This is a genomic window from Acidiphilium rubrum (assembly GCF_900156265.1).
Taxonomy (GTDB): Bacteria; Pseudomonadota; Alphaproteobacteria; order Acetobacterales; family Acetobacteraceae; genus Acidiphilium; species Acidiphilium rubrum.
On the sequence record NZ_FTNE01000004.1, the window covers coordinates 26,372 to 51,448 of the forward strand.

At 64.9% G+C, this 25,077-nt stretch carries 24 protein-coding genes, 1 tRNA gene and 1 pseudogene; 16 read left to right on the forward strand and 10 right to left on the reverse strand.

What is annotated here, in order from left to right:
• Nucleotides 1-9 precede the first annotated feature (9 nt).
• The gene (locus BW994_RS04120) at nt 10-678 is read left to right on the forward strand and encodes a class II aldolase/adducin family protein (RefSeq protein WP_029310416.1); all 669 of its coding nucleotides are present in this window, start codon (nt 10-12) and stop codon (nt 676-678) included.
• Between the two features lie 25 nt (nt 679-703).
• On the opposite strand, the gene BW994_RS04125 is transcribed toward BW994_RS04120, so the two are convergent.
• Both BW994_RS04125 and BW994_RS04130 read right to left on the reverse strand, forming a co-directional pair.
• Nucleotides 704-1,831 (reverse strand): hypothetical protein, encoded by a 1,128-nt coding sequence (locus BW994_RS04125; protein WP_139333976.1) that lies wholly within the window; start codon nt 1,829-1,831, stop codon nt 704-706.
• Between the two features lie 76 nt (nt 1,832-1,907).
• Nucleotides 1,908-5,234, reverse strand: a complete 3,327-nt coding sequence (locus BW994_RS04130; RefSeq protein WP_035227828.1) for a bifunctional diguanylate cyclase/phosphodiesterase — start codon at nt 5,232-5,234, stop codon at nt 1,908-1,910.
• Nucleotides 5,235-5,418: 184 nt separating this feature from the next.
• Here BW994_RS04130 and ffh point away from each other — a divergent pair, with 184 nt between their 5' ends.
• The 8 genes from ffh to leuB all read left to right on the forward strand — a co-directional run bounded on the left by ffh (nt 5,419) and on the right by leuB (nt 12,242).
• Nucleotides 5,419-6,792 (forward strand): signal recognition particle protein, encoded by a 1,374-nt coding sequence (gene ffh, locus BW994_RS04135; RefSeq protein WP_029310419.1) that lies wholly within the window; start codon nt 5,419-5,421, stop codon nt 6,790-6,792.
• A gap of 54 nt (nt 6,793-6,846) precedes the next feature.
• Complete coding sequence (rpsP, locus tag BW994_RS04140; RefSeq protein ID WP_029310420.1) at nt 6,847-7,191, forward strand: 30S ribosomal protein S16; 345 nt, start codon at nt 6,847-6,849, stop codon at nt 7,189-7,191.
• Nucleotides 7,192-7,194: 3 nt separating this feature from the next.
• Entirely contained in the window at nt 7,195-7,713 is a 519-nt protein-coding gene (gene rimM, locus BW994_RS04145; RefSeq protein ID WP_029310421.1) for a ribosome maturation factor RimM, read from the forward strand.
• Nucleotides 7,710-8,411 carry a tRNA (guanosine(37)-N1)-methyltransferase TrmD gene (gene trmD / locus BW994_RS04150; RefSeq protein WP_029310422.1) on the forward strand — a complete coding sequence of 234 codons (702 nt, stop codon included), beginning with the start codon at nt 7,710-7,712 and terminating at the stop codon, nt 8,409-8,411. The genes rimM and trmD overlap by 4 nt, the downstream gene beginning before the upstream one ends.
• 23 nt (nt 8,412-8,434) lie before the next feature.
• Nucleotides 8,435-8,809, forward strand: coding sequence for a 50S ribosomal protein L19 (rplS, locus tag BW994_RS04155; protein WP_029310423.1), 375 nt, complete (start codon nt 8,435-8,437; stop codon nt 8,807-8,809).
• Between the two features lie 234 nt (nt 8,810-9,043).
• Complete coding sequence (leuC, locus tag BW994_RS04160; protein ID WP_029310424.1) at nt 9,044-10,444, forward strand: 3-isopropylmalate dehydratase large subunit; 1,401 nt, start codon at nt 9,044-9,046, stop codon at nt 10,442-10,444.
• Complete coding sequence (gene leuD / locus BW994_RS04165; RefSeq protein ID WP_029310425.1) at nt 10,444-11,067, forward strand: 3-isopropylmalate dehydratase small subunit; 624 nt, start codon at nt 10,444-10,446, stop codon at nt 11,065-11,067. The genes leuC and leuD overlap by 1 nt, the downstream gene beginning before the upstream one ends.
• Nucleotides 11,068-11,129: 62 nt before the next feature.
• Nucleotides 11,130-12,242: a 3-isopropylmalate dehydrogenase gene (leuB, locus tag BW994_RS04170; RefSeq protein ID WP_029310426.1), complete on the forward strand. Its 1,113-nt coding sequence runs from the start codon at nt 11,130-11,132 to the stop codon at nt 12,240-12,242.
• Between the two features lie 234 nt (nt 12,243-12,476).
• Here the strand turns inward: leuB and BW994_RS04175 are convergent, their stop codons facing one another.
• From BW994_RS04175 to BW994_RS04185, 3 genes are all read right to left on the reverse strand, one after another.
• Nucleotides 12,477-12,821, reverse strand: a complete 345-nt coding sequence (locus BW994_RS04175) for a helix-turn-helix domain-containing protein (protein ID WP_245594030.1) — start codon at nt 12,819-12,821, stop codon at nt 12,477-12,479.
• 539 nt (nt 12,822-13,360) lie between these two features.
• Nucleotides 13,361-14,623 (reverse strand): transcription antitermination factor NusB, encoded by a 1,263-nt coding sequence (locus tag BW994_RS04180; RefSeq protein ID WP_035227772.1) that lies wholly within the window; start codon nt 14,621-14,623, stop codon nt 13,361-13,363.
• A 25-nt stretch (nt 14,624-14,648) separates the two neighbouring features.
• Nucleotides 14,649-14,724 (reverse strand) — tRNA-Ala (locus BW994_RS04185).
• A gap of 116 nt (nt 14,725-14,840) precedes the next feature.
• Between BW994_RS04185 and BW994_RS04190 the strand changes: the two genes are divergently transcribed.
• Both BW994_RS04190 and folD read left to right on the forward strand, forming a co-directional pair.
• Nucleotides 14,841-15,146 (forward strand): YggT family protein, encoded by a 306-nt coding sequence (locus BW994_RS04190; protein WP_029310429.1) that lies wholly within the window; start codon nt 14,841-14,843, stop codon nt 15,144-15,146.
• A gap of 7 nt (nt 15,147-15,153) precedes the next feature.
• Nucleotides 15,154-15,990, forward strand: a pseudogene (gene folD / locus BW994_RS04195) (bifunctional methylenetetrahydrofolate dehydrogenase/methenyltetrahydrofolate cyclohydrolase FolD); the annotation flags it as partial.
• A 231-nt stretch (nt 15,991-16,221) separates the two neighbouring features.
• Here folD and BW994_RS04200 read toward each other — a convergent pair.
• Complete coding sequence (locus tag BW994_RS04200; RefSeq protein WP_035227835.1) at nt 16,222-17,505, reverse strand: lytic transglycosylase domain-containing protein; 1,284 nt, start codon at nt 17,503-17,505, stop codon at nt 16,222-16,224.
• Nucleotides 17,506-17,964: 459 nt separating this feature from the next.
• Between BW994_RS04200 and BW994_RS04205 the strand changes: the two genes are divergently transcribed.
• The 4 genes from BW994_RS04205 (at nt 17,965) to BW994_RS04220 (ending at nt 21,362) form a co-directional block, all read left to right on the forward strand.
• Nucleotides 17,965-18,360 carry a hypothetical protein gene (locus tag BW994_RS04205; RefSeq protein WP_051657107.1) on the forward strand — a complete coding sequence of 132 codons (396 nt, stop codon included), beginning with the start codon at nt 17,965-17,967 and terminating at the stop codon, nt 18,358-18,360.
• Nucleotides 18,361-18,433: 73 nt separating this feature from the next.
• Entirely contained in the window at nt 18,434-19,396 is a 963-nt protein-coding gene (locus tag BW994_RS04210) for an ABC transporter permease (RefSeq protein ID WP_051657108.1), read from the forward strand.
• A gap of 4 nt (nt 19,397-19,400) precedes the next feature.
• Nucleotides 19,401-20,258 (forward strand): ABC transporter ATP-binding protein, encoded by an 858-nt coding sequence (locus BW994_RS04215; protein WP_076454379.1) that lies wholly within the window; start codon nt 19,401-19,403, stop codon nt 20,256-20,258.
• 120 nt (nt 20,259-20,378) lie between these two features.
• Nucleotides 20,379-21,362 (forward strand): aldo/keto reductase, encoded by a 984-nt coding sequence (locus BW994_RS04220; RefSeq protein ID WP_029310435.1) that lies wholly within the window; start codon nt 20,379-20,381, stop codon nt 21,360-21,362.
• Between the two features lie 14 nt (nt 21,363-21,376).
• Here BW994_RS04220 and BW994_RS04225 read toward each other — a convergent pair whose 3' ends face one another.
• The 4 genes from BW994_RS04225 to BW994_RS04235 all read right to left on the reverse strand — a co-directional run bounded on the left by BW994_RS04225 (nt 21,377) and on the right by BW994_RS04235 (nt 24,562).
• Nucleotides 21,377-21,802 (reverse strand): energy transducer TonB family protein, encoded by a 426-nt coding sequence (locus BW994_RS04225; RefSeq protein ID WP_139333977.1) that lies wholly within the window; start codon nt 21,800-21,802, stop codon nt 21,377-21,379.
• Between the two features lie 13 nt (nt 21,803-21,815).
• On the reverse strand, nt 21,816-22,595 hold the full coding sequence (locus tag BW994_RS04230) for a heme-dependent oxidative N-demethylase family protein (protein ID WP_342667826.1): 780 nt from the start codon (nt 22,593-22,595) through the stop codon (nt 21,816-21,818).
• Nucleotides 22,596-22,829 carry a hypothetical protein gene (locus tag BW994_RS20110; protein ID WP_029310438.1) on the reverse strand — a complete coding sequence of 78 codons (234 nt, stop codon included), beginning with the start codon at nt 22,827-22,829 and terminating at the stop codon, nt 22,596-22,598. It lies immediately after the preceding gene.
• Nucleotides 22,830-22,891: 62 nt separating this feature from the next.
• On the reverse strand, nt 22,892-24,562 hold the full coding sequence (locus BW994_RS04235; RefSeq protein ID WP_029310439.1) for a formate--tetrahydrofolate ligase: 1,671 nt from the start codon (nt 24,560-24,562) through the stop codon (nt 22,892-22,894).
• A gap of 92 nt (nt 24,563-24,654) precedes the next feature.
• Here BW994_RS04235 and BW994_RS04240 point away from each other — a divergent pair, with 92 nt between their 5' ends.
• Nucleotides 24,655-25,050, forward strand: coding sequence for a hypothetical protein (locus BW994_RS04240; protein WP_029310440.1), 396 nt, complete (start codon nt 24,655-24,657; stop codon nt 25,048-25,050).
• The last annotated feature ends 27 nt before the right edge of the window (nt 25,051-25,077 follow it).

The following is a 25,077-nucleotide window of genomic DNA, read 5'->3' on the forward strand; positions in this document are numbered from 1 at the left end:
TGACCACACATGAACGAACGCGACCTGCGCGAATCCCTGATCCATGCCTGCCAGCAAATGAACGCGCTCGGCATCAACCAGGGCACCTCCGGCAACATCAGCATCCGCCACGGCGACACCATGCTGATCTCGCCATCCGCGACGCCCTACCACCTGATCGAGCCCGACATGGTGGCCGCCATGGCGATCGACGGTGAGTACGGCAGCTGGACCGGCTCGAAAAAACCTTCGACCGAGTGGCGCTTTCATCTCGATATCATGCGCGCCCGGCCCGATGTTCACGCCATCGTCCACAGCCACCCCACGTTCGCGACCACGCTCGCGATCGCGCGCAAACCGATCGAGGCCTGCCACTACATGGTCGCCGCCTTCGGCAGCACCGATATCCGTTGCGCGCCCTACGCGACGTTCGGCACCAAGGAACTCTCGGTGCACGCCCTCGCCGCCCTGCAGGACCGCATGGGCTGCCTGCTCGCCAACCACGGCATGATCGCTCTGGGTGAAACGCTCGACAAAGCCATGTGGCGCGCGGTCGAACTCGAAACCATCGCCCGGCAGTATTACTATGCGCTGCTGCTCGGCAAGCCGCATATCCTGTCCGCCGCCGATATCGATGCCACGCTCGATCAATTCGCCGGCTATGGCATCGAGGACGACGCCCCAGCGAGCGCCGCATGAATCCCAGGCGATGATCGCCTCGCCATCAGCCCAGCGGGCAGGGCGCCTCCAGCTGCCCGGTCATCCGCTCGGTCCAGCCGTTGGCCGCCGGAAGCGCCCGATCGAGCCCCAGCCGCCGCAGCGTCTCGCACAGGCAACCGACGCCGGGTGCGCTGCAAAAACAATGTCCAAGCGCCGGATCACCCAGACGCAGCCCGACCGACCCGCCGATCTGCGTCGCTTCGCCGCTGCCGCTGCGGTTCAGCACGATCCGCACCGGCCCCGCGATCGCATCGGCCGCATCGGGCGCGCGCACGCTGTAAATCACCACCGGCACATCGACAGAACGCCCAGAGCCGAATCGCGGCAGCCGCAGGGCGAAATCGCCCGGCCGGTCGTCGCCGGTGTGAAACACCGCGTGATCCGCGCGGTAGCGCACCGGCAGGTCGGTGAACACATCCTTGTCGAACCCCCAGGCGCGCCTGCCCGGCTCGACCGAGAATCCGTCGCTCACGATGATCCGCACATAAAACGCCCCAGGCTCCGCCGCCGATTCCCGCGGTGTCAGGCTCACGGCAAGCTGTATTTCGCGATACCGCCCGAAATCGCTGACCCTGAAATCGATTGCCAGCAGCGTCACCAGGCTCCGCCCGCCGCCGCAATCGAGCGGCTCGAACGCCGCCGCCGTCGCCGCATCGAGCAACGCGGTGATCGCTGCCCGATCGACATACCAGGCCGCCCAACCCTGCGACGCATCGATCACCCGCGCCGGCAGCGTGAACGGCACATCCCCCGCTGGCCCGACCTCGAACATCGTGCCGATCTCCTCGGGATCGGCTCCCGCGATCGGCACCTGATAATCGCTCAGCAGACCCGCCGGCGGATTGTCGAGCCGGTTCGCGATGTTCTCGATCGCGGTCGGTACCGCCGTCGCGAGGTTGGCCAGCAGATTGAAATATTCGGTTCCCAGCCCCTGCACCAGATTCGCGGCACTCCACGGGCCCAGCAACCCCTGCTCGACCAGTGCTGCCGATCGCCGCGCCGCATCGGCGGTCAACCGCCACGGCCGCCCGACCATCTCCTCGCCCGCCCGCACGTAGCTATCCATCAACCGGAACAGATCAAGCGTGGTGAACCGAGGGCGGCGCATCACAGGCGGGCGCTTGTCCGGCATCGTGGGCTCCTTGGCAGGCATCGCCGGACCATCCGTTACGGTGCCGGATGATCGTCCCTGATCCGCCAGGTCGCTGTCAACCGCTCCAACCGCGCAACCACACCGCTGCCGGTTCCGGCCGGCCAAACAGGAAGCCCTGCATCATGTCGCAGTCGCGCGCGCGCAGAAACGCCGCCTGCGCCTCGGTCTCGACCCCTTCGGCCACCGTCGTCAGGCCCAGATGCCGCGTCATCGACAGGATCGCCTCGGCCAGCGTCGAATCGCGCGGGTTGTCGGGCAGGCGCTGGATGAAGCTGCGGTCGATCTTGATCTCAGCGATGGGCAGATTCTGCAGATAACCCAGGCTCGAATAGCCGGTCCCGAAATCATCGACCGAAAACCGGATGCCGCGCGCCGCCAGCGCATTGAGCAGCGCCGTCGTTTCCTCGATGCGGTCGATCAACAGGCTTTCCGTGATCTCGATCATCAGATCGTGCGCATCCGCCCCCGCCTCGATCAGCGCCGCCTCGATATCGGTGATGAAATCCGGGTCATGGAACTGCCGTGGACTGACATTGATCGATACGCGCAGCCGCTGCCCGCACGCCGCCTGGTCCGCGATGATGCGGCAGACCGAGCGCAGCATCCAACGCCCCATCGCGAACACGATGCCGGTTTCCTCGGCAATCGGGATGAAACTGTCGGGCGGCACGATCACGCCGTCCGGCCGGCGCAACCGGATCAGCGCCTCCGCGCCCGATACCTTGCCATGCTGATCCACCTGCGATTGCAGCCAGACCTCGAACCGGTCATGGATCAACGCATCCCGCAGCGCCAGCTCGATCAGATGTCGCTCGGCCACCCGCGCCTGCATCCGCGTCTCGAAAAACACGATCGGCGTCCGATCGCCCGCCTTGGCCTGGCGCACTGCCATGTCCGCCTGACGGGCGATATCTTCGATCGTATGAACCCCGCCCGGAAACAGCGCGATGCCGATATTTGCGCTCATATGGCAATCATGGCCTGCCGCGTGGATCGGCTCGGCCAGCGCGGCCAGCACTTTCGCGGCAATCCGCTGACCGATCTCCGCCGCCCGCAGGCGCGTCTCGCCCAGCGCGGCCAGCAGGATCGCGAATTTGTCGTCGCCCACCCGCGCAACCACGTCGCCCTTGCGCAACGCCGCCGGCAATCGCCGGCCGATCTGGCGCAGCACGGCATCGCCTGTCGCATGGCCGTGCAGATCGTTGACCGCCTCGAATCCGTTCAGATCCAGGAACATCAACGTGCCGTGCATGCCGGACTGACGCGCCTGGGCCAGCGCCTGCGCCAGGTGCGACAGCAACAGCGCCTTGTTGGGCAGGTCGGTCAGCGCATCGTAATAGGCGAGCCGCTCGATCGCCGCGTCCGCCTGACGCTTCTCGGTGATGTCGACCCATGCCCCCACAATCTGCTCGTCGCCTCCGTCGGATTGACGCACGATCGAGATTTCGTCGCGCACCCACCGATAGACCCCGTCCGACCGCGCGAACCGGTACCGGCGCACGATCCGCCCCGCCGCCGGCAATTGCCGCGCCGCCTCCAGCGCGGCGTCGCGATCATCGGGATGCACATGATCGATCCACCAGTTCGGCGCCCGCACCGCCGCCGGATCATACCCGTACAACCGCTCGATATTGGCGCTGAAGTCGGTCACGCGCCACAGCGTCGGATCGACCGTGCCGTTCGGCCGCTCCAAAGCGTAGACCACGGTCTGGCTGGCTTCGAGCAGGCGCGTCAGGCGCTGCTCGCTGTCCTGCCGCCCAACGATGGCAGCATCGCGCGCGCGGCGCATCCGCAACGTGCAGAGACCATACGCCAGATCGGCCGCAAGCTGGCTCAGCAACCGGATCTCCTCGCCATCGAAGCTCTCATCCCCCGGCAGGACGGTCACGGCCCGATCCGTCGCGAGCAAGGTCAGGCAGCCGAAACTCGCCCCGGCCTCATCGCACAGCGGCAGCGCCACCGCCGAAACATGACCATCCAGATCGGCATCGTCGTGCCACACGCGCAGCGCCGCCGTGTTCATCACGTCGTTGATCACGATCGGTCGCCCCTCACGTACGGCCCTGCCGGAAGGTCCGCGACCATGAGCATCATCGCCCCAGGAAATATGGACATCGAAAATCCGGTCGATCCCGTGCCCAGCCATCGCGACCGGGCGCAGCGTGTGCCGCCCATCGGTTTCCGCCATGCCGACCCAGGCGGCACTGTAGCGCCCCAGCCGGACCGCAATATCGCAGATCGCCTGGGTCAGCGCCGCTTCATCGGTCGCGCGCGCCACAGCCTCACGGCTGGCCTGCACCGTCTGCAAGGCGTGATTGCTGCGTGAGAGCAGCGCATTGGCGCGCGCCAGCGCATCCTCGCGCAACCGACCCTGCAGCAGCGGCGTGATCCACTGTACCAGATCGGCGCAGCTCGCCCGCAACCCGGCGCTCAATTCCGGCTCGCGAAACCCGATCGTGAGGGCGAATCGCCGGTGGTCTGTCGCAATCGGCATGGTGAGCTGCCGGCGCGTACCGCGGCTCACCGCTAAGGCGAAGGCAGGGTAGTCACGGACCTGCTCAGGGGTCAAAACCGGCCCGGAGTCCACCGCAACCTGATCGCTCAGGGCCGCCGCGCACGACAATTCGGCCAGCGGTCGCCATGCGGTACGGCGCTCCTCGCCGATAATGCTAGCGATTTCCGGCAACTCGGCGTACCCCGCCAGCACCCGATACGTCATGCTCTGCGGATCGCCCTCGCTGACCGCACAATACGTCGCACCCAGCCGGCGCCCGACATGCGCCAGCAACGTATTGAGCGCATCGGTCAGGCTCGCGGCGCTCGCCGTTATCTCCGCAATCTCCTGGCGCAGCGACAATTCGGCGATCATGCTGCGCTTCTCGGTCAGCCGTCGTCGCAATTCGAGTTCAGCGACCACCGAACGCGCCAGTTCGCCCAGCATCGCCATCTCTTTTGCCCCGAAATCGGCCCGCGGAACCCTGTCGGCGAGGGCAAACGCGCCCAGCGTCAATCCATCGGTGGTCCGCAACGGCGCACCGGCATAAAACCGGATGCCGAACGTGTTGACCATTTGGCTGTCGGTGGTCAGCGGGTCGTTTACGGCGTCATGCACGACCAACGCCGCGCCACTGTTGGTCACGGCGTCACACAGTTTATTCCGGCGCGGCATCTCGACGACATCAATCCCATGGCTTGATTTGAACCGCACGAAATCCTGACCGACCAATGAAATCAACGCAATCGGCATGTCAAACAAGGTGGCGGCAAGCTTCGTGAACCGGTCGAACAGCTCATCGGGTTCGGCGTCAGCACCACCATAGCGCTGCACTTCTGCCAGCCGCCGGAGATCACTCTCGCCAAGGTTGTGGGCAATCTTACTCATCTTGCTTAACATATCTCAAATAGTGCACCATTGCAAAAATAATTATGACCGCAGAACGGTTGTATTTTGATCTCTTGTCTTTCAAACGTATCTCCGCCATAGAGGATGCTTCAATCCGTCGCGCTGCGAGTTTCGCACCGCGGCGCCTTTTTTGTTGTGCCCGCCACCGGGCCAGGAGAGACCGATGTTCGATGCCCTTTCGGGCAAGCTAGGCGATGTGTTCGACCGGTTACGCCGGCGAGGCGCCCTGTCCGAAACCGACGTGATCGAAGCGATGCGCGACATTCGCCTCGCTTTGCTCGAGGCCGACGTCGCCTTGCCGGTCGTGCGCGACTTCATCTCGAAAGTCCGCCTGCAAGCCGTGGGTACGGAGGTGTTGCGCGCCGTATCGCCCGGTCAGCAGGTCGTCAAAATCGTCAACGATGCGTTGGTCGAAGCCCTCGGCGGCGAAGGCGTGGTGCCGCTCAACCTCAACGCCGCGGCACCCATCCCGTTCCTGATGGTCGGCCTGCAAGGCTCCGGCAAGACCACCACCTCCGGCAAGATCGCCCTCTATCTGAAGGACAAGCAGCGCAAGAAAGTGCTGCTCGCGAGCCTCGATACCCAGCGCCCGGCCGCCCAGTTGCAGCTCGCCCAGTTGGCCGAGCGCGCCGGCGTCGCCTCGCTGCCGATCATCGCCGGCGAAACCCCGGTACAGATCGCCCGCCGCGCCATGGATACCGGCCGGCGCGAAGTGTTCGACGTCGTCATCCTCGATACCGCCGGCCGCCTCTCGATCGACGAAGCGCTGATGGACGAAGTCAAGGCCATCCGCGCCGCCACCGACCCCGCCGAAACCCTGCTGGTGGTCGATGCCATGACCGGGCAGGACGCCGTCGCCACCGCAACCGCCTTCAACGAGGCCGTGAGCATCACCGGCATCGTGATGACGAGGCTCGATGGCGATGCCCGCGGCGGCGCCGCCCTGTCGATGCGTGCGATCACCGGTGCGCCGATCAAATTGATGGGCATGGGCGAAAAGCTCGACGCGCTCGAGCAATTCCACCCCGAACGCATCGCCAGCCGCATCCTCGGCATGGGCGATATCGTCTCGCTGGTCGAAAAAGCCTCGGAAAACGTCGATCAGGCCAACGCCGAAAAACTCGCCAAAAAAATGGCGAAGGGCAAGTTCGACCTCGAGGATTACGGCGAACAGCTCAAGCAGATCACCAAAATGGGCTCTCTCTCCGGCATCATGGGCATGCTGCCCGGGGTCGGCAAAATCAAGCAGCAATTGGCCGATGCGGATCTGGACACCTCGATCCTGAAACGCCAGGGCGCGATCATCTCGTCCATGACCAAGGCCGAGCGCGCCAATCCCGACATCATGAAGGCAAGCCGCAAAAAACGCGTCGCCGCCGGGTCGGGCACCTCGGTGCAGGAAGTCAATCGTCTGCTCAAGCAGTTCGACATGATGAAGGACATGATGAAGCGCGCGTCGAAACTGGGCCAGAAAGGTCTGGCGCGCGGCGGTCTGGGGGCGCTGATGCCGCAAGGCGGCGGTCGGCGCCCGTTCTAGTTTGCCCCATCGTTCGGGGGTTAAGTTTTTGTTTACTTTGGAGAGTTATAGACAATGTCGTTGAAGATCAGACTTGCCCGCGCGGGCGCAAAAAAGCGCCCGTTCTACCACATCGTCGTGGCCGATGCGCGCAGCCCGCGCGATGGCAAATTCATCGAGCGTCTGGGCAGCTACAACCCGATGCTGCCGGCCGAGCATGAAGACCGCGTCCGCCTGGTCAACGAGCGCGTCACCCACTGGCTAAGCCAAGGCGCCCAGGCGACCGATCGCGTTGCCAAGTTCCTCGGCAAGGCCGGCCTCGCGCCGATGCCTGTTTACCGCGACCAGCCGATCCAGGCCACGCCGAAAAAGAAGGCCCAGGAACGTGCGGCCGAACGCGCGAAGGCCGCCGCGGCCTGATCGATGGATCGTGCGCTGATTCTGATGGGCGTCATCGGCAAGCCGCACGGGGTACGGGGGGCGGTGCATGTGCACGCCTACACCGAAAACCCCGCATCGCTGGCCGATTTCGCCCTGCGCGATCAGCGCGGCCGCACCATCGACCTCGCCTGGATCACCGAAGGCGTCGCCCGCATCACCCTGCACGAACCCACGGGCAAGCACATTGTGGCGGACCGTGATGCCGCGGCGAAGCTGGTTAACCTCCAGTTGTTCGTCGAGCGCAGCGCCCTGCCACCGGCCGACGACGACGAGTTCTACCTCGCCGACCTGATCGGCCTTGCCGCGATCGGCGCGGACGGCACCACGCACGGCACCATCACCGCCGTGCACGACTACGGCGCCGGCGCTAGCCTCGAACTTGACGACGGCTCCCTGCTGCCGTTTACCCGCGCCGTCGTGCCCGAAATCGACCTCGCGGCAAAACGCGCGATCGTCGTGCCGCCGATTGAGATCCCCGGCGAGATTGAGGTGCGGGAATGAGCTTCCGCGCCACCATCCTCACCCTGTTTCCCGAGATGTTTCCCGGTCCGCTCGGCCATTCCCTCGCCGGGCGCGCGCTCGGCGACGCCATCTGGTCGCTCGACTGCGTCAATATCCGCGATTTCGGCCAGGGTCGCCACCGCGCGGTCGACGATACCCCGTTCGGCGGCGGTGCCGGCATGGTCATGCGACCCGACGTGCTCGACGCCGCCATCGCCTCGGTCGCCGACGATCGCCCCCTGATCGCCCTGACCCCGCGCGGCAAGCCGCTCACGCAAGCCCGCGTGAAAAGCCTTGCCGCATCGCCGGGCGTCATCCTGCTCTGTGGCCGCTACGAAGGCTTCGATCAGCGCGTGCTCGATGTCCGTAACGCCGAGGAAATCAGCATCGGCGACTATGTTCTCGCCGGCGGTGAAATCGCTTCCCTCGCCCTGCTCGACGCCACCATCCGCCTGCTGCCCGGCGTCATGGGTGCGGCCGAAAGCGCCGAAGACGAAAGCTTCTCCGCCCCGCTGCTCGAATACCCGCACTATACCCGCCCGGCCGACTGGAACGGTCACGCCGTTCCGGACATCCTGCTCTCGGGCAATCACCAGAGCATCGCCGCCTGGCGCCGCGCCGGGGCGGAAACCATCACCAAAACCCGCAGACCCGATCTGTGGGCACACCATATTGCCAGCCAGCCGGCTCGGCCATAACGAGACCTCGAAAGGACCAGCCCATGAACGTCATCCAGACCATCGACGCCGAACAAATTGCCAAACTCGGCGAAACCCGCGGCGTCCCCAACTTCCAGCCAGGCGACAACCTGCGCGTCTCCGTCCGCGTCAAGGAAGGCGAACGCACCCGCATCCAGGCGTTCGAAGGCGTCTGCATCGCCCGCTCCAACCGCGGCATCAACTCCAACTTCACCGTGCGCAAAATCTCCTACGGCGAAGGCGTCGAACGCGTGTTCCCGCTCTACTCCCCCAACGTCACCGAAATCGCCGTCACCCGTCGCGGCGACGTCCGCCGTGCCAAACTCTATTACCTCCGCGGCCGCCGCGGTAAATCGGCACGCATCGCCGAAGCCGCGCGGGAAACACCGGCGGCTTGAGGTTAGGTCAGGAAGGCCAGGGGCTCTGCCCCTGGACCCCGCTGGGGCCTTAGGCCCCAGACCCCGCTAGTTTCAGATGAGAGGGGGCGGGCACCGGCTTTTGCAAGGCACCGGACGTGACGCCCCCTCTCATCTGAAACTAATGAGGTCCAGGAACTAAGTTCCTGGCGGGGGTCAAGGGGGCAGAGCCCCCTTGCCTTGCTCACCCAGCCTCAAACCACCGGAGTGACCCGCATGGCATCGACGTTGTTTGACAAAATTTGGCAGGCGCATGTGGTTGATGTGATGCCGGATGGTACGGCTGTGCTGTATATCGACCGGCATCTTGTCCATGAGGTGACGTCGCCGCAGGCGTTCGAGGGATTGCGGCTTGCCGGGCGCCGGGTGCGGCGCGTCGATGCGACGATTGCGGTGGCCGACCACAATATTCCGACCGAGAATCGTGCCGGCGGCATTGCCGAACCGGAATCGGCGTTGCAGGTCGCGACGCTGGAGCGGAATGTCGCCGAGTTCGGCGTGCCCTATATTCCGGTAGTCGATGCGCGTCAGGGCATTGTGCATATCATCGGGCCGGAGCAGGGGATTTCGCTGCCGGGCATGACGATCGTATGCGGCGATTCCCATACATCGACTCATGGGGCGATGGGTTCGCTGGCGTTCGGCATCGGCACGTCGGAGGTCGAGCACGTTTTAGCCACGCAGACGCTGTTGCAGAAACCGGCGAAGAACATGCTGGTGCGGGTCGATGGCGTATTGCCTGCCGGCTGTTCGGCCAAGGACATCATTCTCGCCGTGATCGGGCAGATCGGCACGGCCGGCGGCACCGGCCATGTCATCGAATATGCCGGCGCGGCGATTCGTGCGCTCGACATGGCGGGCCGCATGACGGTGTGCAACATGTCGATCGAGGCGGGTGCGCGCGCCGGGCTGATCGCGCCGGACGATGTCACGTTCGATTACGTGCGCGGCCGCCCGTTTGCGCCGCACGGCGAAGCGCTGGATCGCGCGACCGCGTACTGGCGCACGCTCGTCTCCGATGATGGTGCGCATTACGACAAGGTGGTCATTTTGGACGCGGGCACCCTGGTGCCGCAGGTCACCTGGGGCACCAGCCCGGAAACCGTGGTGCCGATCACCGGTCATGTGCCGGACCCGGCGGCGGAGCCCGATGAGAGCAAACGCGGCCAGATGCAACGCATGCTGGAATACATGGATCTGCGGCCGGGCCAGGCGCTCGCCGGCACCCGGATCGATGCCGTGTTCATCGGCTCCTGCACCAACGGGCGGATCGAGGATCTGCGCGCCGCCGCGGGCATCCTGCGCGGTCGCCGGGTGGCGCCGCATGTCCGCGCCATGATCGTCCCCGGCTCCGGTCTCGTCAAAGCCCAGGCCGAGGCCGAGGGTATCGCGCAGATGTTCATCGATGCCGGGTTCGAATGGCGCGAGGCCGGCTGCTCGATGTGCCTGGGCATGAATCCGGACAAGCTGAAATCCGGCGAGCGTTGCGCGAGCACAAGTAATCGTAATTTCGAGGGTCGCCAGGGTCCAGGCGGGCGCACCCATCTGGTCTCACCGGCGATGGCCGCCGCCGCCGCGGTTGCCGGCACCCTGATCGATGCGCGGGAGATGGCGTGATGGACAAGTTCGACCGCCTCGAAGCGATCGCCGCGCCGCTGCGCATGAGCAATGTCGATACCGACAAGATCATCCCCGCCCGGTTCCTGAAAACCATCAAGCGCAGCGGCCTCGGTATCCACGCCTTCGCCGGGCTGCGCTACCGTGCCGATGACAGCGAAAACCCCGATTTCGTCCTCAACAAACTGCCCTACCGCCAAGCGCACATCCTCATCGCCGGTGAAAATTTCGGTTGCGGCTCCTCGCGGGAACACGCCCCCTGGGCCTTGCTCGATTTCGGCATCCGTTGTGTCATCGCGCCGAGTTTCGCCGATATTTTTTTCAACAACTGCTTCAAGAACGGCATCCTGCCGATCGTGCTGCCCCCGGCGCAATGCGACGCGCTGATGGACGATGCCGAATCGGGTGCCAACGCCCGGATCATCGTCGATCTCGCCGCCCAGACGGTCTCTCGCCCGGATGGTGAGGCATTTCCCTTCGAGATCGACGCGTTTCGTAAGCGCTGCCTGCTGGAAGGGCTCGATGATATCGGCCTGACACTCGAAAAATCTCCTTCGATCGATGCGTTCGAGGCACGGACGGATGCCGAGCCCTGGCGACCCAAGATCGTCCTCGAAGGTTAAGGAAGTCCTGCTTTTTTTGAAAAAAGTAGCAAAAAACTTTTGATCCCGGAGCACCCCGACCCATGATCCCCAACAAAAAACTGCTGCTCCTGCCCGGCGACGGCATCGGGCCCGAGGTCATGGTGGAGGCCCATCGGGTGATCGACTGGCTCGCCCGCACTGGCCGCGCCCGGTTCGACCTCGCCGAGGATCTGGTCGGGGGCGCCTCGATCGATGTCCACGGCAAGCCGATCACCGAACGCGTGATCGAGCGCGCGCTCGAAGCCGATGCCGTGCTGTTCGGCGCCGTCGGCGGCCCGCAATGGGATAGCCAGGGCTTCGCCAACCGCCCCGAAATCGCCATCCTCGAACTCCGCAGACGCCTCGGCCTGTTCGCAAACCTGCGTCCCGCCCCGGTGTTCGATGCGCTGGTCGATGCCAGCCCCCTGAAGCCCGAAATCGTCCGCGGCCTCAACCTCATGATCGTGCGCGAAGCCACCGGCGGCATCTATTTCGGTGAGCCGCGCGGCATCGAAACCCTGCCGGACGGCAGCAAGCGCGGCGTCAACACCGAAGTCTACACCACGCCCGAAATCGTGCGCGTGGCGCGCGTCGCCTTCGAACTCGCCCGCAAGCGCGCCGGCCGCGTCATGAGCGTCGAGAAGGCCAATGTGATGGAAAGCGGCCTACTCTGGCGCCAGACCGTCGCGGCCCTCGGCAAGGCCGAATACCCGGACATCGAACTCTCCCATATGTACGCTGACAATTGCGCGATGCAACTCGCCAAGAACCCGCGCCAGTTCGACGTCATCGTGACCAGCAACCTGTTCGGCGATCTGTTGTCGGACCTCGCCTCGATGCTCACCGGTTCCCTCGGCATGCTGCCCTCGGCAACCCTTGGCGCGCCCGATGCCAGCGGCCGCCGCCACGCCCTCTATGAGCCGATCCACGGCTCCGCGCCCGATATCGCCGGCAAGGGCCAGGCCAATCCGCTCGCGCAGATCCTCAGCCTCGCCATGCTGCTGCGTTACTCGTTCGACATGCATGAAGACGGTGCGCTGATCGAACAGGCGGTCGCCGGCGTGTTGGCCAGCGGCATGCGCACCGCCGATATCCTGCAACCCGGCACCGCCAAAATCGGCACCCGCACGATGGGCGACGCCGTCATGCGCGAACTGGATAAGCTCGTCGGTTGATCGCTGAATTCACGCCAAAATTGTACGCTCGCGAAAATTACAATCTAACAGAGAGTTTGTTAGTAATTTCCGCAACCCTTACTTGTGCAGCCGGACGGCAGATTCTGGCGGTTTTGCTGGTTCAATCAACCAGCCCGCCCGTCGGCAGCCCGTCCACATTTCAGAATTGTTATAGGGGCACGGAAGCGCCAGCAAAGATCATGGCGATCTTCGGCTCGGCCCTCACCTCTACCGTCAGCTCCGCGCGAGTCGCTTCGCTGTCCGCAGCAGAATCTGCCGGTCTTCCGGCGCACAGGCCCGATAAAGCCGCATCAGCGCCAACTCATCGCCCTGCAACGATCCGGTCTCACCCGACACCAGATACGCCAGAGAGGTTCCAAGAACCTTCGATATACGCTCGAGATTCTCCCGCACCTGTCCTGCCCGGTCGGTCTCCCACTGCGCGATCGCCGAGCGCGACACCCCAAGCTGAGCGGCAAACTCATCTTGCGTGAGGTTGTTGGCAAGCCGGAGCGCACGGATTCTCTGGCCGACCGAATCTGTAGAAACTTGTTTCTTTACTGACATGAGGCTCAACATATACATATCCCCACCCCAATACCAGCGTTTGTTATCGTGTTAGGCGCCGGAATTCGTATCGAATCAAAACTTTTATACGTCGCATCGGTCTCGTATGTATCAATAATAAGCCTATTGTGGGAGTAAATCTCATCACGATATAATTTGGCATTTATCGGTAACAATCGTTAAAAATGAGCGCTTTACCGAGTGGCGTCGCGAGTGGTTGATCGGCCATATCGCCCAATCGTCAGCCGCACACCTCGCCCACCGCGCCAGATCATAAACCCGACAGCCCCACATTGCATCTTCGGTCATCTCCCTACCCATCGCGGACAGCGCCGCGGCCATGGACGGACTCCGAACCAGCTAGCAATGTCACGCACGCAAGCACAACAATGGTGCAATATACTAGTGCAGCGCGATCCTGTTCATACATTTGTATTGTAAAGTTGTAATACTGATAAATAATCTCGCCGCCACGAAACAAACGCGGTACCGCCAAATCACATCTCAATCCACCGCCATGCCGCTCGCGGGCTCACCCGTCACGTCGCCCATCACGCCGCAGCAACCGCCTTGACCAATCGCGCGGCGAAAAACCCGTCCATCCCGCCGCGATCCGCCCACATCCCGGGATGCGTCCGCAAATCCCCCAGTGGCGTAATCGCCTCAGGCAACCAGGGAACATCCTCGGCCGTAAGCGGCAGTCGCTGCAATCCCAGCCGCGCGCAGGCCGCCGCCACCCGGCCGAAGCCTTCCTCGTCCTGCAACGAACACACCGCGTAAATCAGCGTGCCCCCCGGCGCCAGCATCGCATCAGCCGCATCGAGCAACCGGTCCTGCATCGCCGCGCAATCGGCAATATCGCCCGGTCGCCGCAAATGCGGAATCTCCGGATGCCGGCGGATCGTCCCGGTCGCCGAACACGGCGCATCCAGCAAAATCGCCTCGAAAGTCTGATCCGGCCGCCAGCTCAGCGCATCCGCCGTCACCACCTCGACCGCCATGCCCATCCGCGCGCAGTTCTGCCGCAGCCGATCCAGCCGCTTGCCATCCCGATCGAGCGCGGTCACCATCGCACCCGCCGCGGCCAACTGCATGGTCTTGCCGCCCGGCGCCGCGCATAAATCGAGCACGGGCCGTCCGCGCACATCGCCGAACAACCGCACCGGCAACGCCGCCGCCGCGTCCTGCACCCACAGCGCCGCATCCGCAAAGCCTGGCAGGGCGGTCACATCGCTCCCCGCCGGCAGCCGCGCCGAACCGCCTGGCAGCAGCATCGCCCCCTCCGGCGGCATCGCCCCGGGCATCATCGAGACATCGAGCGGCGCCTCGAAATGCTGCGCCACCGCAATCGCCCGCGCGGCCTTGCCCCACGAGGCCCACAGCCACGAGGGCGTGTCCAGCCGCGGCTGATCAAGCTCCGCCAGCGCCGCCATGCCGGCCTCGGTCACCCGCCGCAGCACCGCATTCACCAGCCCGGCAAACTTGCCCACCCCCTGACCATGCGCGAGCGCAACAGATGTACTGACCGCAGCATGCGCCGGCGCGCCAAGAAACAACGCCTGCGCCGAGCCAATCCGCAGAATATGCCGCACCTTCGCCGGCGGCGCCTTGGTCAGATGCGCCTCGAGCACAGCATCGATACTACCCAGATGCCGCAATACGCTCGCGGCAATCCGATGCGCCGCCGCCTTGTCGCGCGCCTCGATGCCGGACAGCTGATCCAGCGTCTGGTCCAGCGGCCGCCGCCGATCCAGCACGCCGCTCACCAACGCAAACGCTGCGTCGCGGGTCGGGTCGCGGTCCATCGAGTTCATGATCACCTTTACAAGGGAAGTGGGATGGTGGAGCTGAGGGGAATCGAACCCCTGACCTCCTCATTGCGAACGAGGCGCTCTCCCAACTGAGCTACAGCCCCATCCCAGATGGCCGCATCGCGCGAATGGACGATGAAGTCAAGACTGCCCCCGCTTTCGCCGCCGTTGCACGATCGCGCGGTCTTCGCTAACCCGGCAGCGACCTTTGGAGGCAACAATGCTCGCAGCCGTGTTCTGGTTTCTGAACGAAGTCATCCAGATTTACATCTATATCATGATCGCCGCCGCCATCTTCAGCTGGCTGCTCGCGTTCGGCGTGCTCGATACCCGCAACCGAATCGTCTACCGGATCGAAGATTTCCTGATCCGCGCAACCGAACCCTTCCTCGCCCCGTTCCGGCGCTTCATCCCAACCATCGGCGGCATCGATATCTCGTTCATCATCGCCTTCCTGCTGCTGCGCGCCGTGCAGATCTTCCTCGCCGGCCTCTACGCCCACCTCGCCCTGAACGGATACCAGTGATTCGATCATGACGGCCCGCATCATCGACGGCAAAGCCATCGCCGCTGCCCTGCGTGAAACCATCGCGACACGCATCGCAGCACAGCCCTACCGCCCTGGCCTCGCCGTCATCCTGGTGGGTGAAGACGCCGCCAGCACCGTCTACGTCCGCAACAAAGACCGCGCCGCCAAAGCCGCCGGACTGAACGCCTCAACCATCCGCCTGCCCGCCGAAACCAGCCAGGCCAGCCTCCTCGCGACCATCCAATCTCTTAACGACGACCCGGATATCGACGGCATCCTGGTACAACTCCCCCTACCGCCCCATATCGCGACCGACGCCATCATCCGCGCGATCGATCCCGCCAAAGATGTCGATGGCTTCCACCCCGACAACGTCGCCGCCCTCGCCCTCGGCGCCCCGAGCTTGGTGCCCTGCACCCCCAGCGGCGTCATGCACCTGCTGCACGCCGCCGGCACAAACATCAGCGGCGCCCGCGCCGTGGTCCTTGGCCGCTCCAACATCGTCGGCCGTCCGATGGCCGCGCTGCTCCTCGCCGCCGACGCCACCACCACCATAGCCCATTCGCGCACCGCCAACCTGCCCGATGAATGCCGCCGGGCCGATATCCTCATCGCCGCCGTCGGCCGCGCCAACATGGTCACCGCCGATTGGATCAACCCAGGTGCGACCATCATCGACGTCGGCATCAACCGCACGCCGGACGGAACCCTGACCGGCGATGTCGATTTCGCAGCCGCCCTGCCCACCGCCGGCGCCATCACGCCCGTCCCCGGTGGCGTCGGCCCCATGACCATCGCCTGCCTGCTGGATAACACGCTGCTGGCTGCTGGGCGCCGGCGGGGAAGCAAGGCCGGGGGCTCTTCCTCCGGAGCTATTCCGGCGATGAAGAGCATCGCTGGAACCTTCGGCTCCTCCGCCCCTGAACCCCGTTAAAGGCCCCACGGGCAAGATGCCCGCTATCGTATGAAAAGGCGCGCGACGCGCGCCAGGCTTTAAAATCCATTAGTTTTAGGCAAGGGGAGGACGACCCAGGCGAGATTGACGGAAAGTCCGCGGCGGCGCCCCCTGGCCTTACTGCGCCGCCGGCGATAGCACCTCGCAGCCGGTTGGCCCGCGGTTCAATCGCTGGCATGCCGCGATGGCCTGTTCATGTGGCAGATCGACGAAGCGGGCGCGGAAGAACTGGCCATGGGCAGTCGCGATCGACTGCACGACAGGCTGGCCTTTGATGAGGGACGAGACGGCCGAGAGTTCCGCGATTCCGAGTGCGGCCTTGGCGTGGGCTGGCGTATCGTAGGCGCCGACCTGAATGCCCCAGCGCGTCGCGGTGCTGCGTGTCGCGGTCTGGCGTAGCATCGGCCGGGGCGGCGGTGCCGCGGCCTCGGCGGAGGGGATCAGCGAGAAGCCGATATTCCGATGCACCGGCGGCATCACGCGGGCCGCCGGCGGCGTGTAGCGCGCCCGTTCGACGACGGGTGGTGGCGTCATCATCGCCATCTGCACCGGTGCCTGGCGCGGCGCGGGTTGCGGCTGCGGTGCACGGGGCACGACCGGTGCCGCGGCGGCTTCGATATGCGGCGCGATCATCGCGGTTTCCACCTGCGGTGCGGCCACCGGCCTCACGACGGGCGCGGGCAGGGGGGTGTTCGCGGCGAGTTGCGAGGCGTTAAGCGATTCGGTTGATGCGTCCTGATAGCCGCCGCGAATCCCGGGGCGGATCTGGTTGGGCATGGCGTTCATCGCGACATCGACGGCGGCTGGCTGGCTGGCCGGATACACGCCCTGGATGTTTGGCGCGATCATGGCGACGTATTGGCGCGTCTGGTCCGGCAATGGCTGTTTGTAATCCAGGTAACTGTCGAGCCGGCCCGGCCCGGCGTTATAGGCCGCCAGAAACCCGGGCGAGCCGTAGATCTGGTACATCTCGTGGATATAGGCGGTCCCCGCCATGATGTTGTTGTATGGATTGTACGGGTCGTTGCCCAACCCGTAGCGCGCCGCCATCTCCCGATAGGTTTCGGGCTCCAGCTGCATCAGCCCCATCGCTCCGGCATAGGATACCGTCAGGTGCCCGTGCATATATTCGTGACCACCCGATTCCACCCGCATCACCTGGCGGATCCAGCGGGTTGGCACATCGAACCGCGCGGAGGCCTGCTCGATATAGGGTCCCCAGGGGTCGCTCGCCGGGCCGGGTGCGGTGTAGTCGCCCGGCGAATGCGCGGCATAATTGGCCGCCTGCTGGGTTGGCGGCAGACTCGACTCGTGCGATGCGCAGGCCGAAAGCAGCGCCAGCACCGCAACACCGCCCAGCCGCGCTGCCAATTTAGGCGCGCGCCGGGTTCGCTCCGCCAAGTTTCGCATCATGGCACCCCGCGGTTTTGCGGTAGGCAGAACCGTCACTGTCGAACCATGCTGCACGAGCGAAGTCTCCCTTTCGCCGCCGTGGCGGCGATTTATGCGGTGTAAAGCATCCCATGCCGCCCGAGAGCGAAACCTTGGCGCGCGGCCGGACCGGCCAGCCGGGTGCGACGCCTCGAACGGTAAATTAAGTTCACCTCATAAACCCCTAACTTAATGGTGATTTCATGGCAACCACCAAATGCATCCAAGCGGCAGAATCCGCTCATCGGTTGCGACGCCCGACCCAAGAGTCTGCCCCACCCGAGATCAAAAAGTCTTTGGCTCGTTTTTTCCAAAAAAGAAGAGCCTTCTTGCTCTACCGCCTGGAACGCCCCCCATCGATAGACATGATTTGATTTCCACCTATGTTTCAACACGAGGTTTTATCGTCCCGTCCATCACGGAGTTGCCATGTCCCATCCCCGAGCGGCGAAACGAGGTTTACGCGCCGGCGGTCTCGCTGCGCTGGCACTGCTCACCGGACTGAGCGCCTGCGCCACACGCCCCAACGCCGTGCCGATGGCGGCCGCACCGGCGACCATGCTCACCGGCACCATTTTGTCCTCCCGTCTGGTCATGCTGCAGATTGCCGGGGCCGAGGGTGGTGTGCTCGGCGCGCTTGGCGCACCGGCCAGTGCTGGTGAAACCCTGGCACCGGCTACCGAATTCATCGTGCGCGAGACCGGCGGCACCATCATTTCCGTCATGCAGCCGCAGCCGACCAGTCTGCGCCCGGGCGAGCGCGTCGAGATTCTGCGCGGCCTCACCACAAGATTGGCTCCTTTGCCGCCTAGCCCCTCGACATGAAATCGCGGCAAGCTTGCGGCCGGATGTCCGGGGTTCGGTTGAAGCGCCTGTCCGGTTCCTGTATCGCCAAACCATGAGCACGACGGCAACCAGGTCCAAACCCGAAACCGTCCCAGGCGATGCCGCGCCGGGGACGCTGCCGGTCCCCGCAGCGACGGACGCCCCCGCATCGGACGAAGGCACGGTGCTGAACCGGCGTGACGCGCACCTGGTCATCACGGCCGGCCTTGGCTGGCCCGGGCTGATTGCTCAGGCCGGCCGCGACCTCGCCGAAACCTGGACATTGCGGCGCCTGGTCTGGACGTTGGCGTTCCTCGATATCAAGCTCCGCTATCGGGGATCTCTGCTCGGCCCGTTTTGGCTCACCTTATCCACCGGCGTGATGATCGCGGCGCTCGGCTTCGTCTATTCGCATCTCTTCAAGACCGATCTGCACACTTATCTGCCGTTTTTGTCGCTGTCGCTGGTGCTGTGGAACAATTTTATCACCGCCACCGTGACGGACGGGTGCGTCGCCTACACGACCAACAACGCGACCATTCATGCCATGCGCATGCCAATGTCGATGCATGCCGCCCGCTCGGTGGTGCGCAACGTCATGGTGCTGGCGCATTCCGTTATCGTGATCGTCATCGTGTTCGCTCTGGAAGACACTTGGCCCGGCCGCACCGCCTTCATGGCGCTACCTGCGTTCGGCCTCTGGCTGATCGACGGCATGGCAGTGTCGTTGCTGCTCGGCGGCTTCTGTGCCCGTTTCCGCGACGTGCCGCCGATCGTTGCCAGCATCATGCAGATCGCCTTTTTTGTCAGCCCGATCATCTGGAGCCCCGCCATCCTCAAGGATCGCGGCATTGGCGTCATTCTGCTGAACTGGAACCCGTTCTATTCGCTGTTGCAAATCATGCGCGCGCCGCTGCTGAACGAAATGCCGAGTGTGGCGACCTGGGATTCCGCGCTCGGTTACTCGGCGGCCCTGATCTTCATTTCAGGATTGTTCTTCATCCGCGCTCGCAGCCGCATCGCCTTCTGGGTCTGACGCCATGGCCATGATCCGCGCCGAAACCCTCTCGATCGACTTCCCGCTCTATCACGGCGAGAGCCGCAGCCTGAAAAAGACCATGTTCGCCGCTGCCTCGGGCCGCGGCAGGTTGGGCGAGGATGCGCGCAAACGCGTCGTCGTGCAGGCGGTGCGCGGCGTCGATTTCGAGCTTCGCTCCGGCGATCGGCTCGGACTGATCGGCTCCAACGGCGCCGGCAAGACGACGCTGCTGCGTACGCTCGCCGGCATCTATGAACCCAGCGGCGGGCGCATCACCATCGATGGCGCGCTTTCAGCCTTGCTCGATCCCGGTCAGGGCATGAACCCCGACCTTACCGGGCGTGAGAACATCCGCCTGCGCGGCCTGTTCAGCGGCCTGCACGCCGCCGATATCGATCGCCTGCAGGAGGATGTCGCGGCGTTCGCCGAGTTGGCCCAGTTCATCGACCTGCCGGTGCGGATCTATTCGTCGGGCATGATGGTGCGCCTCGGTTTCGCGCTCGCCACCGCGATCCGGCCGCAGATTCTGCTGATGGATGAGTGGATTCTCGCCGGCGATGCCGCCTTCATGGGCCGCGCGCGCGAGCGCCTCGAATCGATGGTGCGCGGCGCGGAAATTCTTGTCCTGTCGAGCCATTCGGCGGATGTCATCATGCAGTGGTGCAACCGCGTGATCTGGATGGATCAGGGCCAGGTCCGCGCCGACGGCACGCCGGATGAGGTTCTGTCGCAATATCTGCCGCCCGACCAGTTCGCCCAGGCGCGCGCCGCCATCACCGCCCGCGCCGCGACCGCCGGCCTGGCGAAGGACGCACCGCATGCCGCCGAGGCCGCGCCGGAACAATTCCAGGTCGCCTGAGCCGGCTTGATCGCCTGCTCGCGCATTGTTTCCGGTCTCCCGCTTGCCAAGCCGCCCCGATCGGCCACATGCATGGTCTATGGAAAGACGTTGTTCGCACCGTTTCGGGAGAGATTACCGATGAACGAACGCAGGCTGGGTCGTTCGCTGGTGGTCTCCGCCATCGGCCTCGGCTGCATGGGGATGTCGGATTTCTATGCGGGACGCGATGAAGACGAGGCGATTGCCACCATCCGCCACGCCGTCGAGCGGGGTGTCACGCTGTTTGATACCGCCGATATCTATGGCATGGGGGCGAATGAAATCCTGCTCGGCCGCGCCCTGGCGCCGTTTCGTGACCAGGTGACCATCGCGACCAAATTCGGCAATGTCCGCGGGCCGGACGGCAGTTTTCGCGGTGTATGCGGCACGCCGGAGTATGTGCGGCAAAGCTGCGATGCCAGCCTGAAGCGGCTCGGCGTCGAGATCATCGATTTGTATTATCAACACCGCGTCGACCCCGCCGTGCCGATCGAGGAGACCGTGGGTGCGATGGCCGATCTCGTGAGCCAGGGTAAAATCCGGTACATCGGCCTGTCGGAGGCCGCGCCCAACACGATCCGCCGCGCCCATGCGACCCACCGGATCGCCGCGCTGCAAAGCGAATACTCGCTCTGGACGCGCGACATGGAGGCGGATGTGCTGCCGACCCTGCGCGAACTCGGCATTGGTTTCGTGCCCTATTCGCCGCTCGGGCGGGGGTTTCTGACCGGCGCGTTCAAAGCGCCGGACGATATCCCCGAGGGTGACGTCCGCCGCGCGCAACCGCGTTTCACTGGCGAGAATTTCGCCCGTAATTTCACGCTGGTGACGATTCTTGAGGAAATGGCCCAGCGGCTGAAATGCACTGCCGGTCAACTGGCGCTGGCGTTCGTGCTGGCCCAGGGCAGTGACGTGGTGCCGATCCCCGGCACCGGCAAACGCCATCACCTCGATGAAAATCTCGCAGCCCTCGATGTGCCGCTTTCGGCGGGCGACCTCGCGAAACTCGACCGCGCGATGCCCCCCGGTTCCGCCTCAGGGACCCGCTACGCCGCCGGCCAGATGGCGGCGCTCAACCGGTAGACGATCCAGCGCGATCAGCGATCAGGCGTGAAGGTTAGCGGCAAGCCGAAGACCTGAAACGGTTGTGCCATGGCCGCCGGAAATGGCGGAAAGTGCACCGCCATGGCCCAGTGCAGAATATGCGCATCGAACTGCTTGCTGCCGCTCGATCGATAGAGTGAGGTGGCGGTTACCACGCCGGATCGCTGAACCCTGAATTCGACCATGATATGCGCCGTCTGTCCGCCCAGGTCGCGGGCGAGGGCGGCGCGGTGGATATATTCGATCGCGTGGATCTGATTGCTCAACGACCCGCGCGCAGCCATTACATAGGCGCGCTCGACCCCGGTCACCGCACCGGCCACGGCGCAGGATGCCCCCGCGAGTGCAAGAGCCACGGCGATGCCGACACAAGGTAACCGGATGATCTTCATGACGCCGCCCATAGTGGTTTTTTGCACGACATCTGTCTAGTTACGCCGTCGCCTCGATCTGTCGTGCAAGAAATTCATCCAGCGCGGCCGCGAAGCGGGTAACACCCTTGTAATCCGACACATCCGGCGGAAAATTGGCGGCCGCTGCACGCAGCGCGGCTGCCGCGCCGGGTATCGCCGCGACGCGCGCGAGGCTTTGTTGATGGGTGCGGATGGTGAACAACACGGCACCGGTTGCGGGCAGCCGGCTCAGGGTCTGGCGTTCGATGCGCAAGGTCAGGCGCGTGCCGGCATCAGCCGCGGTGATCGCACCGGCGGTCTCATCGTGGTGGGCGTGCGGCTGGAACAGGGCGGGATCGTCGTGGATCGACCAGTTGAACCGCTCCACCAGTCGCCCTGACCGAAGCTTTTCGATGAATCGCTCGACCGGCGTTGCCAGGCACTCGGCATAGAGCGGTACCGGGCCATGGATGGCAGCGAGCGGCCGGCCGATTTTTTCGGCCAGCCGCCAGCGCGACGGAAAACAGAGGACGGCAGCGACCAGTGGCAGGCCTGTTTCGGGTGCCAGCAGACACAGATCCTCCTGCACCAGCCGCCCCGCCAGTTCGAGCGGATCGCACACTGGCGCATCGATGTCCCAGCGTTCATCGGTCAGCCGGTTGATCAATGTGCGGCCGCTGCGCCTGAACCAGCCGGCGCGATCCGCGAGCAGATGCGCCACCAGCACGTCGAGCGCTTCGGCGCACATCGCCGCCGCGTGTGGCAGCGCGGCGAACACCTCGTCATGCCGGGTTGCGAGCAGGTCGCGCCGCAGCGCGATCTACACCGGGTACTGCGTGTCGAATTCGGTCAGCGCCTCGAGCGGCCGTGACAACAAGCCCATGCTCGCGCGGTACGGACCGGGCTGAAACGGCAGGTACAGCGGTTGCGGGGGTAACGGCGCCATCGGGTCGGCGCCGGGATCGCGCTTGGTCATGGGCTGGCAGCCTATCATCGGTCCGGCACCGCCGCCCAGGCCGGGCTGCATGATGCGCCGATCGCGCATTGCCAGCATCCGCGATCGCCGGCGCCACAGACCTTTAGAGTGCATCGAAAACAGACGGATGGATCACGAGGCTAGAAAATCCCGAAAATCTCCCCATCCGCGTTGACACCGATACTATCGGCGGCGGGTACTCGCGGCAGGCCGGGCATGGTCAGAATATCGCCGGCCAGTGCGACGATGAAACCGGCACCGGCCGACAGCTTGATTTCCCGGATCGGCAGGGTGAAACCGCTCGGCGCACCGCGGCGGGTCGGATCGGCGGTGAAGCTGTATTGGGTTTTGGCCATGCACACCGGCAGATTGCCATAGCCGCGCGCCTCGAGCCGCGCGATTTGCCGCGCGGCTTTGGGCGCGAGGTCGATATCATCACCGCCGTAGATTTTTTGCACCAGGGTGCGCAGCTTGTCCGCGATCGGCATATCGTCGGGGTATAGCGGCGCATAGCGCGCGGATTTCGCCTCGGTCGCCGCGATTACCGCTTTGGCCAGTTCCGCCGCGCCGGCCGAACCATCGGCCCAATGGGTGCAGAACACGGCGGTAATCTCATCGGCATCGAGTGCCGTGCGCAGTGCCGCGCGTTCGGCCTCGGTATCGCCGAGGAAGCCGTTGATTGCGACGATCACCGGCAGGCCGAAGGCGCGCATCGCCGCGACGTGGCGGCGCAGGTTCGAGGCACCTTCGGCGACCGCTGCCGGGTTGGGCGTGCCGAGATCGGCCTTGGCGACGCCGGCGTGCATTTTCAGCGCGCGCATGGTGGCGACGACCACGGCGCAGGATGGTGCGAGACCGGCTTGGCGGCATTTGATGTCGAGAAATTTCTCGCCACCCAGATCGGCGCCGAAGCCGGCCTCGGTCACCACGAAATCGGCGAGTTTCAGCGCGGTGGTGGTCGCCATGACCGAGTTGCAGCCATGCGCGATATTGGCGAACGGGCCGCCATGCACCAGCGCGGGCGTGCCTTCGAGCGTTTGCACCAGATTGGGTTGCAGCGCGTCGCGCAGCAGGGCGGTCATGGCGCCGACCGCATTGATATCGGCCGGCGTGACGGGACTGCCGTCGCGCCGCTCAGCGATCACCATGCGGGCAAGGCGGGTTTGCAGGTCAGCGAGGTTTTTCGCGAGGCAGAACACGGCCATCACCTCGGACGCCACGGTGATGTCGAATTTCTGTTCGCGCGCCGCCCCGTTGGCGCCGTGACCGAGGCCGAGCACGGTTTCGCGCAGCGATCGGTCGTTCATATCGATCGCGCGTTGGACCGAGATTTTGCGCGGGTCGACCCCGAGCGCATTGCCCCAGTATAAATGGTTGTCGAGCAAGGCGGCGAGCAGGTTGTTGGCGCTGGTGATGGCGTGGAAATCGCCGGTGAAATGCAGGTTGATCTCGTCCATCGGGGCGACCTGGGCATGGCCGCCGCCGGTCGCACCACCCTTCTGGCCGAAACACGGGCCGAGGCTCGGCTCGCGCAGCGCGATCATGGTGCGTTGGCCGGCCGCGCGCAACGCATCGCCCAGGCCGATGGTGGTGGTGGTCTTGCCCTCGCCGGCCGGGGTCGGGCTGATGCCGACCACCAGCACCAGCGCGCCGTTGGGCCGGGGCTCGAGTGTCTCGATGAAGCCGAAATCGACCTTGCCCTTGTAGCGGCCGTAGGGGATCAGAGCATCGGCCGGAATGCCGGCGGTGATGGCGATATCGCCGATCGGGCGCAAGGTTGCTGCGCGCGCAATGTCGAGATCCGATGCCATGAAGCCTCCCCTGGTTTATCCCCCGTTATGTCCGCGCCGGGTGCCTTTACGCAAGGCTTGCCTGCACCACGGGCAAACCGGTAGATAGCGGCATGACCTTGCCCTTCACATTGCCGTCCTGGATGCCTGAATGGCTTGGCCTGATCCTGCTGCTGATCGGGCTGCTCTATGCGCTGGCCATGCTGGCGATGCCGTTTTCGGTGTTCGGCGTGAAATCGCGGCTCGAAGCGATCGAGGAGCGGTTGGACCAGGTGCAGGAGGAGCTGCGAATTCTGACGATGCGCCTGCCCGAGCCGTTGCGGGGCGTCGCGATGGATGAAACCCCCTACGATCCGCTGCCGCGCTCGGCCGCGGCGCATTACGAGGCGGCACGGCGCGCGCCTGCGCCGCCGCCGGAACCCTATCGGGAGCCGATCGGGCGGGGGCGGCCGGCGGCGGCCCCGCCGAGGAGCGCGCCGGTACGGCGGATCGAGCCGCGGTTGGATTGATGAAAGCAAGGCTTCTTTTTTGTAAAA